This window comes from Kitasatospora sp. NPDC058162 (assembly GCF_042884005.1).
In the GTDB taxonomy this organism is placed as follows: Bacteria; Actinomycetota; Actinomycetes; order Streptomycetales; family Streptomycetaceae; genus Kitasatospora.
The window spans coordinates 467,774-486,475 of record NZ_JBHVUS010000004.1; the positions used below are offsets into that span (position 1 = coordinate 467,774).

An 18,702-nucleotide genomic window follows, 5' to 3' on the forward strand; every position below is an offset into this window, starting at 1 on the left:
ACGAATTACCGCGTGACAGCAAGGAGTGAGCCGTGTTCCCCGGTGGTGGTCAGCCCAACATGCAGCAGCTGCTCAAGCAGGCGCAGAAGATGCAGGAGGAGCTCGCGAAGGCCCAGCAGGAGCTGGCCGAGGCGAAGGTGAACGGCACGGCGGGCGGCGGCCTGGTCGAGGCCACGGTGACGGGCTCGGGTGAGCTGGTGGCGCTGACCATCGCCCCGGCCGCCGTCGACCCGGAGGACACCGAGACCCTGGCGGACCTGGTCCTGGCCGCCGTGCGGGACGCCAACCAGGCGGCCCAGAAGATGCAGGCCGAGCGGATGGGCCCGCTGACCCAGGGCCTGGGCGGCGGCGGCATCCCCGGCCTGCCCTTCTAGTACCCGGTCCGGTCCAGCACCCGGTCCAGTACCGGGTCCGGGCCGGCAGGGCCCGGGTCCGGGGCCCCGCCGTGGAGTCCAACGGTCTGGCGTTCAGACCTTGGAATCATGTGATTTCTGTGGGAGTCGGGCGTCGGGCGGTGTGTCCGACGCCCGATTCGTTGGATGATGGCACCGGAGCACCTCCGACCAGGAGCACCACCGGACCATCCGAGGGAAGGCGCGACGTTGTACGAGGGCGTGGTTCAGGACCTGATCGACGAACTGGGCAGGCTGCCCGGCGTCGGGCCCAAGAGCGCCCAGCGGATCGCCTTCCACGTGCTGCAGGCCGACCCGGTCGACGTGCGCCGCCTCGCGCACGCGCTGCTGGAGGTCAAGGACAAGGTCCGCTTCTGCGCGGTCTGCGGCAATGTCGCGGAGGCCGAGCAGTGCCGGGTCTGCCTGGACCCGCGGCGCGACCTCGCCGTCATCTGCGTGGTCGAGGAGCCCAAGGACGTCGTCGCCATCGAGCGCACCCGTGAGTTCCGCGGCCGCTACCACGTGCTGGGCGGCGCGATCAGCCCCATCGAGGGCGTCGGCCCGGACGACCTGCGCATCCGCGAGCTGCTCGCGCGCCTCGCGGACGGCACGGTCACCGAGCTGATCCTGGCCACCGACCCCAACCTGGAGGGGGAGGCGACCGCCACCTATCTGGCCCGGCTCTGCAAGCCGATGGGCCTGAAGGTGACCCGGCTGGCGAGCGGACTGCCCGTCGGCGGGGACCTGGAGTACGCGGACGAAGTCACCCTCGGCCGCGCCTTCGAAGGGAGACGACTGCTCGATGTCTGACCGGACGATCAACCAGCAGCCCCACGGCGACCCGCAGCCCCAGCCGGAGCCCGAGGCGCTCGCCCCGCACACCCACGGCCACGGCTCCGAGCCGGACGACTTCGCCGTGCAGATCGCCGACTCGGTGGAGAGCTTCGTGCTCGCCGTCACCGAGGTCGCCAAGGGCGACGAACCGGGCAGCGCGGTCTCGCTGCTGCTCCTGGAGGTCTCGCAGCTGCTGCTGGCCGGCGGCCGGCTGGGCGCCATCGAGGACGTCGTCCCGGAGGACCGCTTCGAGCCCGACGCCGGGCCGGAGCCGGACGGCGAGCAGCTGCGCGAGCGCCTCGCCGGGCTGCTCGCGCCGATCGACGTCTACCACGAGGTCTTCGACCCGTACGGTCCGCCGGAGAAGCCGAACGCCTTCCGGATCTCGGACGACCTGGCCGGCGTGGTCAGCGAGCTCCAGCACGGCCTGACCCACTACCGCGAGGGCCGGGTCAGCGAGGCGCTGTGGTGGTGGCAGTTCTCGTACCTCTCCAACTGGGGCACGACCTGCACGGCGGTGCTGCGGGCGCTGCAGTCGCTGATCGCCCACGTCCGGCTGGACAGCCCGATCGGTGCGGCGCCGGACGGCGCGGACACCGACGACGACGGGCTCACCGACGAGCAGCTGGAGCAGCAGGCGGGCGACCTGATGGCGGCTGAGCTCGGCCTCGGCCGATAAGCCGGTAGCCCGTAGCCGGTAAGTGGGCAGGCCGCCGGGGATTGTGACGAATGCCTCAGCGATCCCGCCGGAAAAGAAATCCGGCCGCGGTGCCCGGCGTTCGTCCGAGGATTCTTCGGAACGGCGCCCGATGCCCCGCAGACCTGCCGGTGCCGCCGCCCGCACCGCCGCCCACGTGCTGAAACAGCCGTCTCATCATATGGAAGGCGCCGGTCGGAGCACCCCTGCTCGGTAGACTGGCGCGGACCGCACCCCCCTTTCCACCGGGGGGTACGGGGGCCTGGCGCCCCCGGAAAACGACACTAGTCGAGGAGCGCACGTGGGCCTTGTCGTGCAGAAGTACGGCGGCTCATCCGTTGCGGATGCCGAAGGCATCAAGCGCGTTGCCCGCCGAATCGTTGACGCCAAGAAGGCCGGCCATGAGGTCGTCGTCGTGGTGTCCGCGATGGGCGACACGACGGACGAGCTCATCGAACTCGCGGAGCAGGTGTCACCGCTTCCTGCCGGCCGTGAGTTCGACATGCTGCTGACCGCTGGAGAGCGCATCTCCATGGCGCTGCTGGCCATGGCGATCAAATCCCTGGGTCACGAGGCCCAGTCCTTCACGGGGAGTCAGGCCGGCGTCATCACGGACTCCGTCCACAACAAGGCGCGCATCATCGACGTGACGCCGGGTCGCATCCGCACCGCCCTGGACGAGGGCAACATCGCGATCGTGGCCGGCTTCCAGGGCGTGTCCCAGAGCAGCAAGGACATCACCACGCTGGGCCGCGGCGGTTCGGACACCACCGCCGTCGCGCTGGCCGCCGCGCTCCGGGCCGAGGTCTGCGAGATCTACACCGACGTGGACGGCGTGTTCACCGCCGACCCGCGCGTGGTGAAGAAGGCGCGCAAGATCGACTGGATCGCGTACGAGGACATGCTGGAGCTGGCCTCGTCGGGTTCCAAGGTGCTGCTCGACCGCTGTGTCGAGTACGCGCGGCGCTACAACATCCCGATTCACGTACGCTCGTCCTTCTCGGGTCTTCCCGGGACGATCGTCAGCAACGACAACCCGAACAAGCCCGAAGGGGGCGAGATGGAGCAGGCCATCATCTCCGGGGTCGCCCACGACACCTCCGAAGCCAAGGTCACGGTCGTCGGCGTGCCCGACAAGCCGGGCGAGGCGGCGCGCATCTTCCGTGCCATCGCCGACGCCGAGGTCAACATCGACATGGTGGTGCAGAACGTCTCCGCCGCGTCGACCGGCCTGACCGACATCTCCTTCACCCTGCCGAAGACCGAGGGCCAGAAGGCCATCGACGCGCTCGGCCGGGTCAAGGAGGGCATCGGCTACGAGTCGCTGCGCTACGACGACGCGATCGGCAAGATCTCGCTGGTCGGCGCCGGCATGCGCTCCAACCCGGGCGTCACCGCGACCTTCTTCGAGGCGCTCTCCGCCGCGGGCGTCAACATCGAGCTGATCTCCACCTCGGAGATCCGCATCTCGGTGGTCACCCGCGCCGACGACGTGCCGGAGGCGGTCCGCGCCGTGCACAGCGCCTTCGGGCTGGACAGCGAGAGCGACGAAGCCGTCGTCTACGGCGGCACCGGTCGATGACCCGGGAGCCGGGCGGGGGCACGGGCAGGTGACCCGGCGCCCGAACCTCGCCGTCGTCGGCGCCACCGGCGCGGTCGGCGAGGTGCTGCTCGGCCTGCTCTCGCTCCGTCAGGACGTCTGGGGCGAGGTCCGACTCGTCGCCTCCCCGCGCTCGGCCGGCCGCACGCCGGTCGTGCGCGGGGTGCCGGTCGAGGTGGTCCCGCTGGCCGAGGAGGCCTTCGCCGGGATCGACGTCGCCGTGTTCGCCGTCCCGGACGAGGTCTCCGCCCAGTGGGCGCCGATCGCGGCGGCCAAGGGCGTGGTGGTGGTCGACGACTCGGCCGCCTTCCGTACTGCCGGGGACGTGCCGCTGGTCGTCCCCGAGGTGAACGCGTCCGCGCTGCGGATCCGTCCGCGCGGGATCGTGGCCAGTCCGGCCGGCCCCACGCTGGCGCTGGTCACGGCGGTCGGCGCGCTGCACGCCGAGTACGGGCTGGAGCAGTTGGTGGTGGCCACCTACCAGGCCGCCAGCGGCGAGGGCCGGGCGGGCACGGCGGCGCTGCGCGAGCAGACCGCCCTGGTGGCCGGCACCGAGGTCGGCCGGCAGACCGGCGACCTGCGCGCGGTGATCGCCGACGAGGGTCCGTTCGCGGCCCCGCTCGCCCTCAACGCCGTGCCCTGGACCGGCGGTCTGCGGGACGGCGGCTGGTCCGCCCAGGAGCTCGGCCTGCGCGACGAGGCCCGCAAGGTCCTCGGCCTGCCCGCCCTGCGGGTCTCCGCGACCTGCGTGCGCATCCCGGTGGTCCGCACCCACGCGCTCGCCGTGCACGCCCGCTTCGAACGCGAGGTCAGCCAGGAGCACGCGCAGGACATCCTGCGCGAGACGCCCGGCGTGGTCCTCTACGACGACCCGGCGGAGGGGGAGTTCCCCACCCCGAACGACGCGGTCGGCACCGACCCGGTCTGGGTCGGGCGGGTGCGCCGGGCACTGGACGAGCCGGACGCGCTCGACCTCTTCCTGTGCGGCGACAACCTGCGCAAGGGGGCCGCGCTCAACCTGCTGCAGCTCGCCGAGCTGGTGGCCGGTGAGCTGACGGTCGGGCAGGAGTAGGGCGGGGCAAGAGGGTCCCTTGTGCCCCTTGTTGTCCGGACCTGTGTCCGCTCCTCGACACAATCTGTCCGGAATCCCGTGGGAATCCCCTGGAGGCCTCTTCCGCCGATGCGGAAGAATGGCCCCCGGGATGGGCAACCATGACAGGGGATCGAGTGTCCAACGGGCGTGGCGAACGTGATGGTGGGGGCAAGGGCGGGCGTCGGGGCGAGAGCCGTGACGGCCTTCCCGGTGCGTTCCCCGTGGTCTTCGAGTAGGCCGGAAGACGACCAGATGACGGCGGCCGCACCCGGTGCGGCGGACTCCGGTGCCGGTACCGACGCGGGTACCAGCGAGGACCTGCTCACCGAGACCTACCAGGCGCACTACCGCTCCCTGCTGCGCCTTGCCGCGCTGCTCCTGGACGACCTCTCCACGTGTGAGGACGTCGTGCAGGAGGCCTTCATCCGGGTGCACGCCGCCCGGCGCCGGGTGCGCGAACCCGAGAAGACCCTGGCCTACCTGCGGCAGACGGTGGTCAACCTCTCGCGCTCCACGCTGCGCCGCCGGATCCTCGGCCTGCGACTGCTGCCCAAGCCGATGCCTGACATGGCCAGTGCAGAAGAAGGTGCCTACGATGCCCTGGAGCGCGACCAGCTGAAGGCCGCGCTGAAGGGTCTGCAACGGCGTCAGCGGGAGGTTCTGGTGCTGCGTTACTTCGTGGACATGACGGAGGCGCAGGTGGCCGAGACCCTGGGCATCTCACTCGGTTCGGTGAAGGCGTACGGCTCGCGCGGACTCGCCGCCCTCCGGGTCCAGATGGAGGCCGGACATGGCTGACGCGGCCCGGCAGCGGCCCGGGGACGACGACGTCCCGGACCTCTCCTCCGAGGAACGGGCGCTGCGCGAGCTCATGCACCACGCGGTGGACCGGATCCAGCCCGGAATCGGGGCCCTGCCGCGGATCCGGCAGGCCGTACCCCGGCGGCGGGCCGCCCGGCGCGGGGCCTGGACGGGCGCGGCGGCGCTGGCCCTGGCGGTCGCGATCGCCCTGCCCGTCCTGCACGAGGGCGACCGCCTCGGACTGTCCGGCGGGCCCGGCTCGGCCGAGGCCAACGGCGCCACCCTCGCGGCACCCTCCGGCAGCGCGATCGGCGGCGGCGCCACCGGCTCGGGCCCGCACCCCGGCCCCGGCGGCGCGGGCAGCGCGCCCCCGACGGGCTCCGGCAGCGCCTCGCCGAGCCCCGGCGCGGACGCCACCCGCCCCGGCACCGCCACCCCCACCGGGACCCCCGGCACCGGGGACGGCGGGATCGTCCCGCTGTGCACCCGCACGGACCTCGGCCAGGGCAGCGCCCAGGTCGGCTCGGCGGACGCCCAGGGCCGGATCTACGGCTCCTTCACGGTGTACAACGTCTCCGGCCGCAGCTGCCGCCTCGGCGGTCCGGGCGCGGTGGCCGTCACCGGCGTCAACGGCACCGACCGCAACAAGGTCCGCTCCGCCGACCACGCCCCGGGCGACCCGGCCGGCAACCTGCCCGCGATGGACGCCGAACCGCCGGTGCTCGCCCCGCTGGCCGGGTACAAGGTGCCGTTCGCGTGGATCCCGGACCAGGTCTGCGGCTCCTCCGGCGGTGCCAGCCCCGCGCCGACCGCCGGCGTCAACCAGGTGTCCCTGACCACCCAGGCCCCCGCCGGCGCCTCCGCCGACGCCCCGGCCTCCGGCACCGGCGCCTCGGCGGCGCCGAGCTCCAACTCGCAGGCCAGCTCCACGCCCACCTCCGGGCCCACCCCGGCACCGAGCCCGACCGCCACCCCGAGCGGCAACCCCACCGGCCCGGCGCCCACCGCCACCATCGCCCACACCCCCGCCCCCGGCAGCCCGGCGGCCGCCACGGCCTCGCTGCCGGTCGGGTGCGGGGGGACGCTCTACCGGGGCGGGGTGCAGCCGTCGGGCGGGTCCGCGGCCCAGCCCTCGGGGACGCCCGCGGCGGGGTGAACGGGCGGCGTGCGTCCGTCGCCCCTGCGGGCCGGGGCGGACCCTGTGGTCCGGCACGGTGTGAGGAGTGGTTACCGTGGGGGGTGTGTACCGGTTCCTCCTGACTCCGCGCTGGCTGGGCGGCACCGCCCTGGCCGTGGCCGCCGTGGCGGTGTGCGTATGGCTGGGTTCCTGGCAGCTCGGCCGGTTCGAGGACCGCGTCTCCACCCACCAGGAGACCAAGCAGTCGCTCACCGCTTCGGGTGAAGCCCGCCCGATCGACGCGCTGCTCGGCCCGACCTCCCCGCAGGTGACCACGGAGACCGTCGGCAAGCCCGTCACGGTCACCGGGGACTACGACACGGAGCACCAACTCCTCGTCCCCAACCGGGTGTTGGACGGCAAGCAGGGCTACTACGTGCTCACCCCGCTGCGCACCGCCGACGGACACGCCGTCGCCGTGGTGCGGGGCTGGGCGCCCGGCAACCCGTCCGGCACCGTCCCCGCGGCCGAGGCGGCACCCGGCGGGCCGGTGACGGTCACCGGGCGGCTGCAGGCCAACGAATCGGTGGGCAGCAACGGCGCAGTCGCGGGCGGCCTGCCCGCCGGACAGCTCGGCATGATCAACCGGGCCTCGCTGCTGAACGTGCTGGAGTACGACGGCTGGTACGACGGCTGGGTGTCCGCCGACCAGGTGCCCGCCGGGCTCACCGCCGTGCCGACCGTGCAGCCGCAGGGCGGGGACGGTCTCACCCTGCGGGCCTTCCAGAACCTGGGCTACACCCTGGAGTGGTTCGTCTTCGGCGGCTTCGTGGTCTTCATGTGGTTCCGCCTGGTGCGCCGGGAGGCGGAGGCGGAGCAGGACCGGGCCCTCGGGCTGGACCCGGTCCTGGACTGAGCCGCTCGGTCGGTCAGCGGGTCAGCGGGTCGGCTTACCGGGCGTCGGGGTCGGCTTGAGCGGTGCGGTCGGGGCCGGGGCGCTCGGTGCCGGTCCGGTCGGTGCTGGTGCGGCCGGGGACTGGCCGGTCGGGGTCCGGCCGGTCGGGGTCCCCGAAGGGGTCGACCAGTCGCCTCCGCTGCCGAACGGCGTCGCGGTATCCTCGTTCACCGGCGCGCTCCCGCCGCGGCAGCGGCCGTGGCCGGCCGCCCCGTTGTTCGGGCCGTAGTGGTCGATGTGGTGGTGCGTGGTGCGACCGCCCTTCGAACCGTTGGAGCCGCTGGAGCCGGACGATCCGGACGAGCCCTTGGAACCCGAGCCCTTGGACCCGCTGGACCCGCTGGACCCGCTGGACCCGTGCGACCCGCCCGATCCACCGGACCCGTGCGACCCGCCGGACCCGCGCTCGGCCGTGTCCTCCTCCGAGCCCGGCGCGTAGGAGGCCCGGAGGACCACCGACCCGGCTCCCGACCCGGCCCCGGCCCCGGCCCCCGGTGCGCTCGCCCGGGTCGCCGGCTTGGTGGGCGCGGGCGGAGCCGGTGAAGCCGGGGCCGGAGCGGTCGCCGTCGGAACCCCGGCCGTCGGCACGGCCGCCGACGGGCTGCCCGCCCCCGGCACGGCCGGAGCCGGGCAGGCCACCTCGTCGCCGTGCGAGCCCGAGCAGCCGCTGAGCGCCAGCACCCCGGCCAGCGCCGCCCCCGCGAGCGTCAGCGGACGTCTCACCCAGCCCCTCCGGTGCTGTCGCCGTCGCCCGGAACCCCGAGGTGCCGACGGACGAAGTCGATCTCCAGCCGCAGCTGCCGGATCCGCTCCTCCACCACCAGCGAGCCGTGCCCGGCGTCGTACCGGTACACCTCGTGCGGCTTGCCGAGCTGCTCCAGGCGCTCGACGTAGTTCTCGATCTGCCGGATCGGGCAGCGCGGGTCGTTGACCCCGGCGCTGATGTACACCGGCACCCGCACCTGCTCGACGTAGGTCAGCGGCGAGGAGGCCGTGAAGCGCTCCGGCACCTCCTCGGGGGTGCCGCCGAAGAGCGTGCGGTCGAGCGACTTCAGCGCCTCCATCTCGTCGGCGTACGCGGTGGGGTAGTCCGCGACCGGTACGGCGGCGACGCCCAGCGACCAGCTGTCGGGCTGCACGCCCAGGCCGAGCAGGGTCAGGTAGCCGCCCCAGCTGCCGCCGGTGAGCACCAGTCGCCGCGGGTCGGCGAGGCCGCCGGCGACGGCCCACTCCCGGACGGCCGCGATGTCCTCCAGCTCGATCAGGCCGACCCGCTCGTGCAGCGCGTCCGTCCAGGCCTGGCCGTAGCCGGTCGAGCCGCGGTAGTTGACCCGGACCACCGCGAAGCCGTGGTCCAGCCAGGCGGCCGGTCCGGCCGCGAAGGAGTCGCTGTCGTGGTGGGTCGGGCCGCCGTGGACCTCGAAGACCGTCGGGTACGGGCCCGGGCCGGCCGTCGTCGGGCGCTGCACCAGGGCGTGCACCCGCCCGCCGGGCCCGTCCACCCAGACGTCCTCGACCGGGACGGAGCCGGGCGGCACCTGGCCGGGCGCCCGCAGCACGACCGCACCGGCGGTGGAGCGGACGGCGGAGGGCTCGGCGGCCGAGGACCACAGGTACTCGACGGTGCCGTCCGGGCGGGCGGTGGCGCCGCCGACGGTGCCGCGCGGGGTCTCCAGCCGGGTCAGCCGGCCGGTCGTGAGCTCGTACGTGAACAGCTCGCTGCGGGCCTCGTACTCGTGCTCGACCAGCAGCGCCCGGGCGCCGGGGCGCCACTGCGCGGAGACGTCGCCGGGCAGTTCGCGGCCCTGCTCGTCGCGCAGCGGGAGGGCGGTCTCGGCGCCGGTGGCGACGTCCCAGATCATCGGCTCCCAGCGGCCGGTGCGCTGGTGCGCGACCAGCATCCGGGTGTCGCCCTCGACCGGGGCGAAGCCCAGGCAGGCGACGCCGCGCGGCTCGTCCCGGCCGGTGACCTCGTCCAGCTCGGCGACGGTCTCGACGCCGCCGTCGGTCAGCCGGACCACCCGGAGGGCGGAGTGCATCGCGTCGCCGTGCTCGGTGTGGTCGATGGCGAGCAGGGTGGCGTCGTGGCTGAGGTCGCCGATGCCGCCGTACTCCTCGTGCCGGTAGATCTCGACCGGCTCGGCCGCGCCCGGGCGGCGCAGGTGCAGGGTGGTGCCGTCCTCGTCGGTGGAACGGCCGACGACCACCGTGCCGTCGCGGCCCAGGGCCAGACCGGCCGAGTAGGAGGGGGCGAGGCCGGGCACGGCCTCCTCGTCCGGGCCGCCGGCGAAGGGCTGGCGGCGCCAGACGCCGAACTCGTCGCCGTCGTGGTCGTCGAACCACCAGACCCAGTCCCCGTCCGGGGACAGCTCGGCGTCGGTGGTGCCGTTCGGCCGGTCGGTGACCCGGCGGTGGGTGCCGGTGGCGCGGTCCCAGGCGTAGACCTCGTAGGTGCCGGTCGCGTTGGACACGTACAGCGCCCGGTCGGGGGCGTCCTCGGCCCAGTCGGGCAGCGACACCCGGGCCGCCCTGAACCGCTGCTCCCACGCCGGTACGGCGCTCTTCTCCTCGCTCATCCGACCATCCAACCCGATCGGGGGGAGGGAACGGAACGGGCGGGCGGGGTTCACCCCGCCCGCCCGTGTTCCTGCGGTCCTCCTGCGGCATTCCTACGGCGTTCCACCTGGCCGGTGCGGTGTCCCCGCAGCGTTCTGCGGTCTTCACGAACGGCGCGGCACCAGCCGGACCAGGCCCACCAGCACCAGCTCCAGCACCGCCAGCACCGCGACGCTGCGAACGAAGGCCGTGGTCGGGTCGCCGGCGCCGTAGTAGACCAGGCCGATCAAGGCGATCCCGACGGCGCCGCCGACCTGCTGCACGGTGGCCACCACCCCGGCCGCCGCACCGGCCAGCTGCGGCTCGACGGCCGCCAGGGCGACGGTGGTGACCGGCGCGATCACCAGGCCCATGCCGAGGCCGTCCACGAACAGCCCGGGCGCCAGCCACCAGACGCTGCTGTCCGCGGCGGTGTGGGCGGCGAGCGCGAGCAGGCCCAGCCCGACGGCCATCAGCAGCCCGCCGACGGTGATCGTGCGCGGCTCGCCGAGGCGTGCGGTGACCCGGTGGGTGGCGTTCGAGGTCAGCAGGTAGCCGAGGCCGATCGCGGTGAACACCAGCCCGGCGCCGAGCGCGTCCAGCCCGCGGCCCAGCTGCAGGTGCAGGGCGAGCACCAGGAAGAACGAGGCCTGGCCGAGCCAGAAGACCAGCTGGGCGAGCAGCCCGGTGCCGAAGGCGCGGCTGCGGAACAGCCGGGTGTCGACCAGCGGGGTGCCGGTGGTGGTGCCGGTGGCAGCAGCGGAGGTGGTGCTGCGGTGCTGGTGGACGGCGAACCCGGCCAGCACGGCGACCGCGGCGACCAGGCAGAGCACCGTCCACAACGGCCAGCCGAGGCCCGGGCCCTGGATCAGCGGCAGCACCAGGGCGGTCAGCCCGACGGTCACCAGCAGCACCCCGACCGGGTCCAGCCCCGGCCGCTGCGGCGCCCGCGACTCCGGCAGGCAGCGGCGGACGGCGGCCAGCGCGGCCAGGCCGATCGGCAGGTTGATCAGGAAGCAGCTGCGCCAGCCCAGGCCGAGAAGGTCCGCGCGGATCAGCAGCCCGCCGATCAGCTGGCCGAACACCGCGCCGACGCCCATCGTCAGCCCGTACCGGGCGAAGGCCCGGGCCTGCGCGGTGCCGCTGAACGCCGTCCGCAGGATCGCCAGCACCTGCGGACCCATCAGTGCGGCCGCCAGGCCCTGCGCCACCCGGGCGCCGACCAGCGCGGCGGCGGTGGGGGCGAGGCCGCAGCCCGCCGAGGCGAGGGTGAACAGGGCCAGGCCGAGCGCGAACACCCGGCGGCGGCCGTACCGGTCGCCGAGCCGGCCGGCGGTGACCAGTCCGGCGGCGAGGGCCAGGCCGAACCCGGCCATCACCCACTGGACGACCGCCGGGCCGGCGCCCAGATCGGCCTGGACGGAGGGGACGGCGACGTTGACGACGAAGGTGTCCAGGGCGGTCATGAAGGTGGCGGTCAGGACCACCGGCAGCAGGCCCCTGGGGGCGGTGGCCGCCGGGGTCGACGGGGCGGCCGGGACGGGGGCTTCGGTGCGGGCTTTCAGCGTGGTGCTCATCTCGGGCTCTCCTCTCTCGGTCTCGCCCCGCAGGGGGGCGGGGCGCCGCCGTGGGGGTGCGGCGCCCCGGGAATCGGTCCGTCCGGCGCTCGGGCCGTTTGGTCCGGACGTCCGCGTGGTACGGACGTCCGTCCCGGGCTCAGGCGCCCGGCACGCGGTCCAGGAACCCGTGCACGGTGCCGATCCGGCCCTCCGGGGTGGCCGCCAGCACGTCGAAGCCGATCACCACCGGCTCGGCGCCGGCCGGGCCGAGGTTCCAGGTGAACCGGGCGATGTCGTGGTGGGCGTCCACCGGGCCGAGGGTGAACTCCAGCCCCGGGAACTGGGCCTGGGCCGCGCCGATCAGCGCGTCGATCGCGTCCCGGCCGGCCACGGCGGCCAGCGGGTCGGTGTAGCGGCCGTCCTCGGCCCACACCTCGTCGATCAGCTTGCGGCGGGCGGCCGGGTCGGTCTCGTTCCAGACCGCCAGGTAGCGCTCGGCGAGCTGCTGGAGGGCGGCGATGGTGATCTCGGTCATGGTCATCTCCCGTGTTCCGGTGGGCCGTTGGCGGGTCGTTCCCGCTGCTCACAAAGGTAGGGAAGGGCCGCCGGGAGCGAATCAGTCACGGATAGGCATGGGGGTGCGTAGGTATCCGCGGCCGGTTGCGCAGCCGTTGTGCCGGAGTGCCGGCGGCCGGCTCGATAGGGTCGGGGCATGCTCTTCGGGAGGGAACACGAACAGGCCGCCGTGGACGCCCTGTTGGCGCAGGCACGGGACGGCGGGGCCGGGGCGCTGCTGCTCCGCGGCGAGGCGGGTATCGGCAAGACCGCCCTGTTGGACGACGCCGTCGCCCGGGCCGGGACGGCCTTCCGGGTGATCCGGGCGTCCGGCGTCGAGTACGAGGCCGAACTGCCCTTCGCCGGGCTGAGCCTGCTGCTGGCCCCCGGCCTGGACCGGCTGGACGTCCTGCCCGGTCCGCAACGGCGCGCCCTGGAGGCGGCGTTCGGCCTCGGCGACGCACCGGTGGATCCGGCCGCGGCACCGTCGGCCGCGGCACCGCCCGTAGCACTGGCCACCGCCCCCGCCGACCGGCTGCTGGTCGGCCTCGCCACCCTCGGACTGCTCGCCGAACTCGCCGCCGACCGGCCCCTCCTGTGCGTGCTCGACGACGTCCAGTGGCTGGACCGGGCCTCCCTGGACGCCCTGCTGCTCGCCGCCCGCCGTCTCCAGGCCGAAGGGGTGGCCCTGCTGCTCGCCGCCCGCACCGAGCCCGGCGCCCCCGCCGAGCGCCAACTCGGCCTGCCCGAGGTGTGGGTGACCGGCCTCGCCGAAGCCGACGCCACCCGGCTGCTGACCGAGCGGGCCGGCCCCGACCTGCCCGCCGCCGTCCGCGACCGCCTGCTCGCCGAAGCCGCCGGGAACCCGCTCGCCCTCACCGAACTCCCCGTCGCCACCGGCCCGCAGGCGCACACCGCGGGCGGACTGCCGCTCACCAGCCGCCTGCTGATCGCCTTCCACGGCCAGGTCACCGGCCTGCCCCCGGCCACCCAGACCCTGCTGCTGGTGGCCGCCGCCGAGGAGAGCGGCGAACTGGACGTCCTGCTGCCCGCCGCCGCCGCGCTCGGCGTCGGCGCCGAACACCTCGCCCCCGCCGAGGAATCCGGCCTGGTCACGGTCACCCCCGACCGCCGGATCGCCTTCCGCCACCCGCTGCTGCGCTCCGCGATCCTGCAGCGCGCCCCGCACCACCAGCGGCTGACCGTCCACCGGGCCGTCGCCGGGGCGCTCCCGGACGGCGACCGCCGCACCTGGCACCTCGCCCTCGCCGCCACCGCCCCCGACGCCGCCCTCGCCGACGCGCTGGAACGCACCGCCGTCCGCACCGGTCGGCGCGGCGGCCACGGCGGCGCCGCCGCGTACGAACGCGCCGCCCGGCTCACCCCCGACCGCGACGCCGCCACCCGCCGTCTCGTCCTGGCCGCCGAAGCCGCCACCGAGGAAGGCGAGTTGACGCGCGCCGAGGCGCTCGCCGACGAGGCCGCCGGCCGCACCGACAGCGTCCTCGCGCACGCCCTGCTGGACCACGTCCGGGCCACCGCGCACTTCTGGCGCGGCTCCTACCCGACCGCCCACCGGCTGCTGCTCGACGCCGCCCTCGCGCTCGGCTCCGACGAAGCGGCCGCCGCTGCCGAGGCCGTCGAACCCGCTCACGCCGCCCGGATGCTGTTCCAGGCCTTCCACGCCGCCTGGTACGCGGGGGAGGAGCCGGTGGCCGAGGTGCTCGACCGGCTCGCCGCCCTCCCGCTCGCCGCCGACGACCCCGTCGCCCCGCTCGCCCGCTACCTGCCCGCCGCCGTCCTCCCGGCCCTCGGCCGGCCCGCCGCCGCACTGCCCCCCGCCCGGGAGGCCGTCGAAGCCGCCCGCCGGGCGGGCGCCGAGAGCCCCGCCGACCTGGTCCAACTCTGCGGCGCCACCCTCATCCTCGGCCGCGACGAGGAGACCGTCGACCTCGGTGGCGAACTCGTCGCCGAAGCCCGCGCCAAGGGCACCCTCGGCGTGATGCCCACCCTGCAGTTCTTCCTCGCCGAAGCCGAGCTCTTCCACGGCCGCCACGCCGACGCCGAACTCACCGCCACCGAGGCCCTCGCCCTCGCCCAGGACACCGGCCAGCACCAGTGGGTCAGCCAACTCAGCGCCCTGCTCGCCTACTCGGCCGCCCTCGACGGCCGCACCGAACGCTGCACCGAACTGGCCACCACCGCCCTCGCCACCACCGGCCCGCAGACCGCCGCCCCGGCCGCCGGCCGCCCCTGGGCCCACTGGGCCCTCGCCCTGCTCGACCTCGGCCAGGGCCGCGCCGCCGGCGCCGCCGACCGCCTCCACGCCCTCACCACCGGCCCGCAGCGCCACCACGTCAGCGCCACCCGCGCCGTCCCCGACCTGGTCGAGGCCGCCGTCCGCCTGGGCACCCCGGACCGCGCCGCCGAAGCCTACGAACGCTTCGCCCGCTGGACCGCCGCCGCCGACCGCCCCTGGGCCGAGGCGCTACGCCTGCGCTGCCAGGCCCTCCTCGGCCCCGACGAACTCGCCGAAGCCGCCTACCGCGCCGCCCTCGACCTGCACGCCACCACCCACCGCCCCTTCGAACAGGCCCGCACGGCCCTGCTCTACGGTGAGTGGCTCCGCCGCACCCGCCGCCGCACCGACGCCCGCCCCCACCTCACGGCCGCCCTGGAAACCTTCGACCGCCTCGCGGCCCACCCCTGGTCCACCCGCGCCCGCACCGAACTCTCCGCCACCGGCACCCCCGCCCCCAACCCCGAAGCCTCCCCGGCCCTCCCGAACTCCCTGACCCCTCAGGAACTCCAGATCGCCCGCCTCGCCGCCCAGGGCCTCACCAACCGCGACATCGCCGCCCAACTCTTCCTCAGCCCCCGCACCATCGCCCACCACCTCTACAAGGCCTACCCCAAACTGGGCATCACCTCCCGCACCGCCCTCCCCACCACCCTCTGACCGTCCCCCGCCCACCCCGGCCGAGGCCACCGGAATCCGGGCTCTATCCCTTGATCCCAGGGGCTTCACAGGTCGGGTCGCCCTCGGCCCAGATCCCGTACCGGACGCCGTCGATGACGGTCGACCGACGGGTGCTGTGCTCGTCCAGCTCGGTGAGCTTCACCGATACGAAGGAGCCCTTCTCCGGGACGGGCAGGCCCAGTTGTTCCGCGATCTGGGGGTAGGGCTTCAGATGACCGATCACGATGATGCCCTCCGGCCCGAGGTGTTTGCGTGCGTCGCGTGCCCGCTTGAGACCGTCGTGCTGAGTGGCGACGGTGACCACGGTGGTGCGGTCGACGACTCGCCCCCGTACCCGGCGGAAGAGTTCGTTGACGCGCAGCTGGCCGCCATTGCCGGAGCCGCGGTAGTCGTCAGAGGCCCGGAAGATGTCCCGGACGGTCTCGGGTTCGGTCTTTTGAAGGCGGAGCAGGAGGTTGTCCGGCAGTTCGCCGTCCTGGACGATCCAGCGGATCCTGGTCTTGCCCGCGGCCGAGACACTTCTCTTCTGATCGCCGTTCGGTCCGGCGGTGAGGACGTCCGGCTTTATCCGGAGTATCCCCACCTGGAAGGCCCCGGTTCGGTCGTCGGCGCGCATCAGGAGGCAGATGTGGTGCATGGCCTCCTTCGGGATCATCCAGTTGCCGCCCACGGTGAACTTCGCGTCGACGTGCTGACCGGCGATGACGTAGTCCATGGGGCTTCCGTAGCCGAGGTCGAACTCGGCCCGGGTGACGATCTCCACCTTGGTGCCGAGATACGTCTTCTCGGTGCTCTCGACCCGGCCCAGGCCCTCTTTGATGTAGAGGTCGTACCGGCCCGTGCGTTGTCCGTCCAGGACCTCGTCGATGGCCCTGCGGAACACCTGCCCGAAGCGCCTGCGGTGGTCCCGCTGGTCGAGCAACCACTTCTCGACGGCGGTCAGACCAGGGTCGTCGGGGTGATCCGGGCAGGGGGTGCCGTCGGACGGGATGGTGAAGAGCGGTGCTTCGTAGGTCACGGATCGACAATATGGGGCACGAACCGTGTTGTCAGGAGGCGGGTTCCGCCGGATGTTCAGAGCGTTCCCAGGTAGGCGACGAGGTCGTCGTAGTCACGCAAGCGGCGTTGTTCCACCATGCGGTGGAAGGTGTCGCGGGTCTTCAGACGGCTCTTCGTCGCGGAGTAGTACTCGTCCACTGCGGCGGTGAGGGCCGGGAGATGGAGGTGATAGACACAGTCGAGATCCCCCGTGCCCTGCCCGAGCCGTGCCAGGAAGTACGGACGGGGCTCCATCGTGACGGCCGCGAAGTGCGGCATGCGGCCTCGGCGCAGGGTGGCCATCTTGGCGCCATGGGTGCGAGGGTCCTGCAGCCGGTCGGTCCTGAGCGACCACTTCAGTGAGAATCCCGCTACGAGGTGGGGCCTGTCGATCGCCGCCCCGTCCAGCGCGCGGTGGACGGATATGTCCAGCTTCGGCAGTGACTCGTCACCGAGGGCATCGAGCAACGGACGACGCCTGGCCCGGGATTCGTCGAGGGCCTTGAGCAGGGCCTCCACCAGAACGGACGTTTCCTCCCCGCCCTCCTCGGCCGTCGGCAGGTGGTTCTGCAGATTCCTCACGGCGTTGTCGAGCGGCAGCGAGTCATCGTCGGCCAGCCGTTGGATGGCGCCGAGGTGCGCGTACTGTTCGAACTCGTGGGCGTGCCGCTCCCGTTCGACGGTGAGGTGCTGAGCAACCTCCTTCAGCTTTCCCTGCAGATCGGCGACCATGGCCAGGCTCCAGGTGTGGTCGTTCTTCTCCGCGTGCTTCTCCTCGGGCACTCCGAGGCGCTCGAAGAAGATCCGGCCCAATTCGACGGAATCGGCCTTGCTGCTGTCACTGGTGTTCGGTTTGCCGTTCCGGTATCCGCACAGGTCGGTGACAAAGGATGCGGGCATCGTTCCCCCCTCGGATCGTCGATGGCCGTGCGCGACGCGGACGCCCGCCGATGGCTGCTTCTCCGGCCTCCGATCAGGAGTTCTGCCGTTCCCCGTCCGTCGGGTTGTCGGCGTCCGTTTCGTCGGTGCCCCGCGCACCCCAGGAGTCGAGTTTCCGCAGCATGGCGTCGGACGGCGCGTCCCACCCGAAGGCGGCGCACAGGACGTGCATGGCGAGGCGGGGAGGAACCGCGTTGCCGATCTGCTGACCGACATCGCGGCCGCGCCAGGGGTAGTCGGTCGGGAACGTCTGCAGACGACCGGCCTCGGAGTAGGTGAAACGCTCGAGCTCCGTGTCGCCGGGGCCGACCACTCGATTGCGGAAGATCTTGCCCGTGACCGTGGCCGACGGCTCGGTCGAGCGGCGTCGGCCGCGGGCCTTGGGATCGCCGCCGGTGCCGTAGTTGGAGATCACTTCGAACTCGGTCTCGCGGACGATCACTTCTTCCATGGTCCGCCACTCCAGGAGATTCTCCTCTCCCCTGTCGCGCTCCACCCCCTTGCGGTAGACGCGATGGGTGGGGGCGGGGAGCTTGACCGGGTCGGCGCCGTACCGGGCGATCAACACGGCCCGGCGGCGGGTCTGCGGGACGCCGAACGCCTCGGTGTGCAGGATGCCGCAGTCGGCCTGGTAGCCCTCGCCCTCGAATGCTTCCTTGTACGCCGCCCACACCGGAAGCACGGCCGGCACCTGTTCGAGGACGATCGCCTTGTAGGGCTTTCGGTCGGGGGAGTCGATGGCGTCGAGGGCCCACATGAGGGGTTGCAACACCAGACCTGTCCGCTCGTCGTCGAGCTTGGCCAGGTCCTTCTGGATCTCTTCGCGGTCCTCTCGGGCGATGAGTCGCTTGACGAACTCCAGCACCTGGTCGAGGGCGCGGCGCCCCGCGCCCGAGCCCGCGACGGTGAAGGTCTGACAGGGAGGACCTCCGGCCAGCACGTCGGCTTCGGGGCAGTTCGACGGTCCGAACATGCGGACGTCGCCCTCCCACGTCTCCAGCCCGGCGGCTCGGCGTGTGGTGCACGCGGCGGAGTCCCACTCGATGCCCACCGTGGGGATGCCGAGCTTGTCTGCCGCCACGTCGAGCCCCCCGGGGCCGGCGAACAGATCCACGATCTTGGTGGGCTGCACTTGGTTCTCCTGATTGTCGTAACGGGGCGACGGTACGTGGCTCGATGAGCCTGGTTGCCCGCTTTGACGGCCGCTTGCTGGCGACCATGCAGCGTACCTCGATGCACTGACAACGTAGGTTGTGCGCCGTGGCGTGGTGCCGGGGGTCGAACGCCCCTGCGCAGGTCACCGCCGGTCGGTGGCTCGGGTCCTCCGCCGATGACCGGTCCGAGGTCGGGGCCGATGTCTTCCCGAAAATGCCCGACAACCAGTCAGGGCCGGTGTCCCTTGCGGGACACCGGCCCTGAGCTGGTGTTACTGGGTCGGGGTGGCGGGATTTGAACCCACGGCCTCTTCGTCCCGAACGAAGCGCGCTACCAAGCTGCGCCACACCCCGGTCCTTCTGTTTGTCGCTCCGTCTCCTTCGCGACGAGTA

General features: G+C 73.4%; 16 protein-coding genes and 1 tRNA gene. 10 read left to right on the forward strand and 7 right to left on the reverse strand.

Going from position 1 to position 18,702, the window contains the following annotated elements; all coding sequences use genetic code 11:
* Positions 1-32 precede the first annotated feature (32 nt).
* From ACFVXG_RS11260 to ACFVXG_RS11300, 9 genes are all read left to right on the forward strand, one after another.
* On the forward strand, positions 33-374 hold the full coding sequence (locus ACFVXG_RS11260) for a YbaB/EbfC family nucleoid-associated protein (protein ID WP_360227091.1): 342 nt from the start codon (positions 33-35) through the stop codon (positions 372-374).
* A 228-nt stretch (positions 375-602) separates the two neighbouring features.
* Positions 603-1,202 carry a recombination mediator RecR gene (recR, locus tag ACFVXG_RS11265; protein ID WP_030392621.1) on the forward strand — a complete coding sequence of 200 codons (600 nt, stop codon included), beginning with the start codon at positions 603-605 and terminating at the stop codon, positions 1,200-1,202.
* Positions 1,195-1,905 (forward strand): DUF5063 domain-containing protein, encoded by a 711-nt coding sequence (locus tag ACFVXG_RS11270; protein WP_387926419.1) that lies wholly within the window; start codon positions 1,195-1,197, stop codon positions 1,903-1,905. The genes recR and ACFVXG_RS11270 overlap by 8 nt, the downstream gene beginning before the upstream one ends.
* Before the next feature lie 319 nt (positions 1,906-2,224).
* Positions 2,225-3,505 (forward strand): aspartate kinase, encoded by a 1,281-nt coding sequence (locus tag ACFVXG_RS11275; RefSeq protein ID WP_387926421.1) that lies wholly within the window; start codon positions 2,225-2,227, stop codon positions 3,503-3,505.
* A gap of 28 nt (positions 3,506-3,533) precedes the next feature.
* The gene (locus ACFVXG_RS11280; RefSeq protein ID WP_387926423.1) at positions 3,534-4,595 is read left to right on the forward strand and encodes an aspartate-semialdehyde dehydrogenase; all 1,062 of its coding nucleotides are present in this window, start codon (positions 3,534-3,536) and stop codon (positions 4,593-4,595) included.
* Positions 4,596-4,868: 273 nt separating this feature from the next.
* Positions 4,869-5,414, forward strand: coding sequence for a SigE family RNA polymerase sigma factor (locus ACFVXG_RS11285; RefSeq protein ID WP_350506293.1), 546 nt, complete (start codon positions 4,869-4,871; stop codon positions 5,412-5,414).
* Complete coding sequence (locus ACFVXG_RS11290; protein WP_387926425.1) at positions 5,407-6,573, forward strand: hypothetical protein; 1,167 nt, start codon at positions 5,407-5,409, stop codon at positions 6,571-6,573. The genes ACFVXG_RS11285 and ACFVXG_RS11290 overlap by 8 nt, the downstream gene beginning before the upstream one ends.
* 85 nt (positions 6,574-6,658) lie before the next feature.
* On the forward strand, positions 6,659-7,450 hold the full coding sequence (locus ACFVXG_RS11295) for an SURF1 family protein (protein WP_387926427.1): 792 nt from the start codon (positions 6,659-6,661) through the stop codon (positions 7,448-7,450).
* A 286-nt stretch (positions 7,451-7,736) separates the two neighbouring features.
* Positions 7,737-7,928 carry a hypothetical protein gene (locus ACFVXG_RS11300; RefSeq protein WP_387926429.1) on the forward strand — a complete coding sequence of 64 codons (192 nt, stop codon included), beginning with the start codon at positions 7,737-7,739 and terminating at the stop codon, positions 7,926-7,928.
* A 280-nt stretch (positions 7,929-8,208) separates the two neighbouring features.
* Here ACFVXG_RS11300 and ACFVXG_RS11305 read toward each other — a convergent pair whose 3' ends face one another.
* From ACFVXG_RS11305 to ACFVXG_RS11315, 3 genes are all read right to left on the reverse strand, one after another.
* Positions 8,209-10,065, reverse strand: a complete 1,857-nt coding sequence (locus ACFVXG_RS11305) for a S9 family peptidase (protein WP_387926431.1) — start codon at positions 10,063-10,065, stop codon at positions 8,209-8,211.
* 144 nt (positions 10,066-10,209) lie between these two features.
* Positions 10,210-11,661 carry an MFS transporter gene (locus tag ACFVXG_RS11310; RefSeq protein ID WP_387926433.1) on the reverse strand — a complete coding sequence of 484 codons (1,452 nt, stop codon included), beginning with the start codon at positions 11,659-11,661 and terminating at the stop codon, positions 10,210-10,212.
* Positions 11,662-11,800: 139 nt separating this feature from the next.
* Complete coding sequence (locus tag ACFVXG_RS11315) at positions 11,801-12,178, reverse strand: nuclear transport factor 2 family protein (protein WP_387926435.1); 378 nt, start codon at positions 12,176-12,178, stop codon at positions 11,801-11,803.
* 177 nt (positions 12,179-12,355) lie between these two features.
* On the opposite strand from ACFVXG_RS11315, the gene ACFVXG_RS11320 reads away from it, so the two are divergent.
* Positions 12,356-15,157, forward strand: a complete 2,802-nt coding sequence (locus tag ACFVXG_RS11320; RefSeq protein WP_387926436.1) for an ATP-binding protein — start codon at positions 12,356-12,358, stop codon at positions 15,155-15,157.
* Positions 15,158-15,200: 43 nt separating this feature from the next.
* Here ACFVXG_RS11320 and ACFVXG_RS11325 read toward each other — a convergent pair whose 3' ends face one another.
* The 4 genes from ACFVXG_RS11325 to ACFVXG_RS11340 form a co-directional block, all read right to left on the reverse strand.
* Positions 15,201-16,196, reverse strand: a complete 996-nt coding sequence (locus ACFVXG_RS11325; protein ID WP_387926437.1) for a NaeI family type II restriction endonuclease — start codon at positions 16,194-16,196, stop codon at positions 15,201-15,203.
* 56 nt (positions 16,197-16,252) lie between these two features.
* On the reverse strand, positions 16,253-17,116 hold the full coding sequence (locus ACFVXG_RS11330) for an NgoMIV family type II restriction endonuclease (RefSeq protein ID WP_387926439.1): 864 nt from the start codon (positions 17,114-17,116) through the stop codon (positions 16,253-16,255).
* A 73-nt stretch (positions 17,117-17,189) separates the two neighbouring features.
* Complete coding sequence (locus tag ACFVXG_RS11335) at positions 17,190-18,287, reverse strand: DNA cytosine methyltransferase (protein ID WP_387926441.1); 1,098 nt, start codon at positions 18,285-18,287, stop codon at positions 17,190-17,192.
* A 302-nt stretch (positions 18,288-18,589) separates the two neighbouring features.
* Positions 18,590-18,663 (reverse strand) — tRNA-Pro (locus tag ACFVXG_RS11340).
* Between the last annotated feature and the right edge of the window lie 39 nt (positions 18,664-18,702).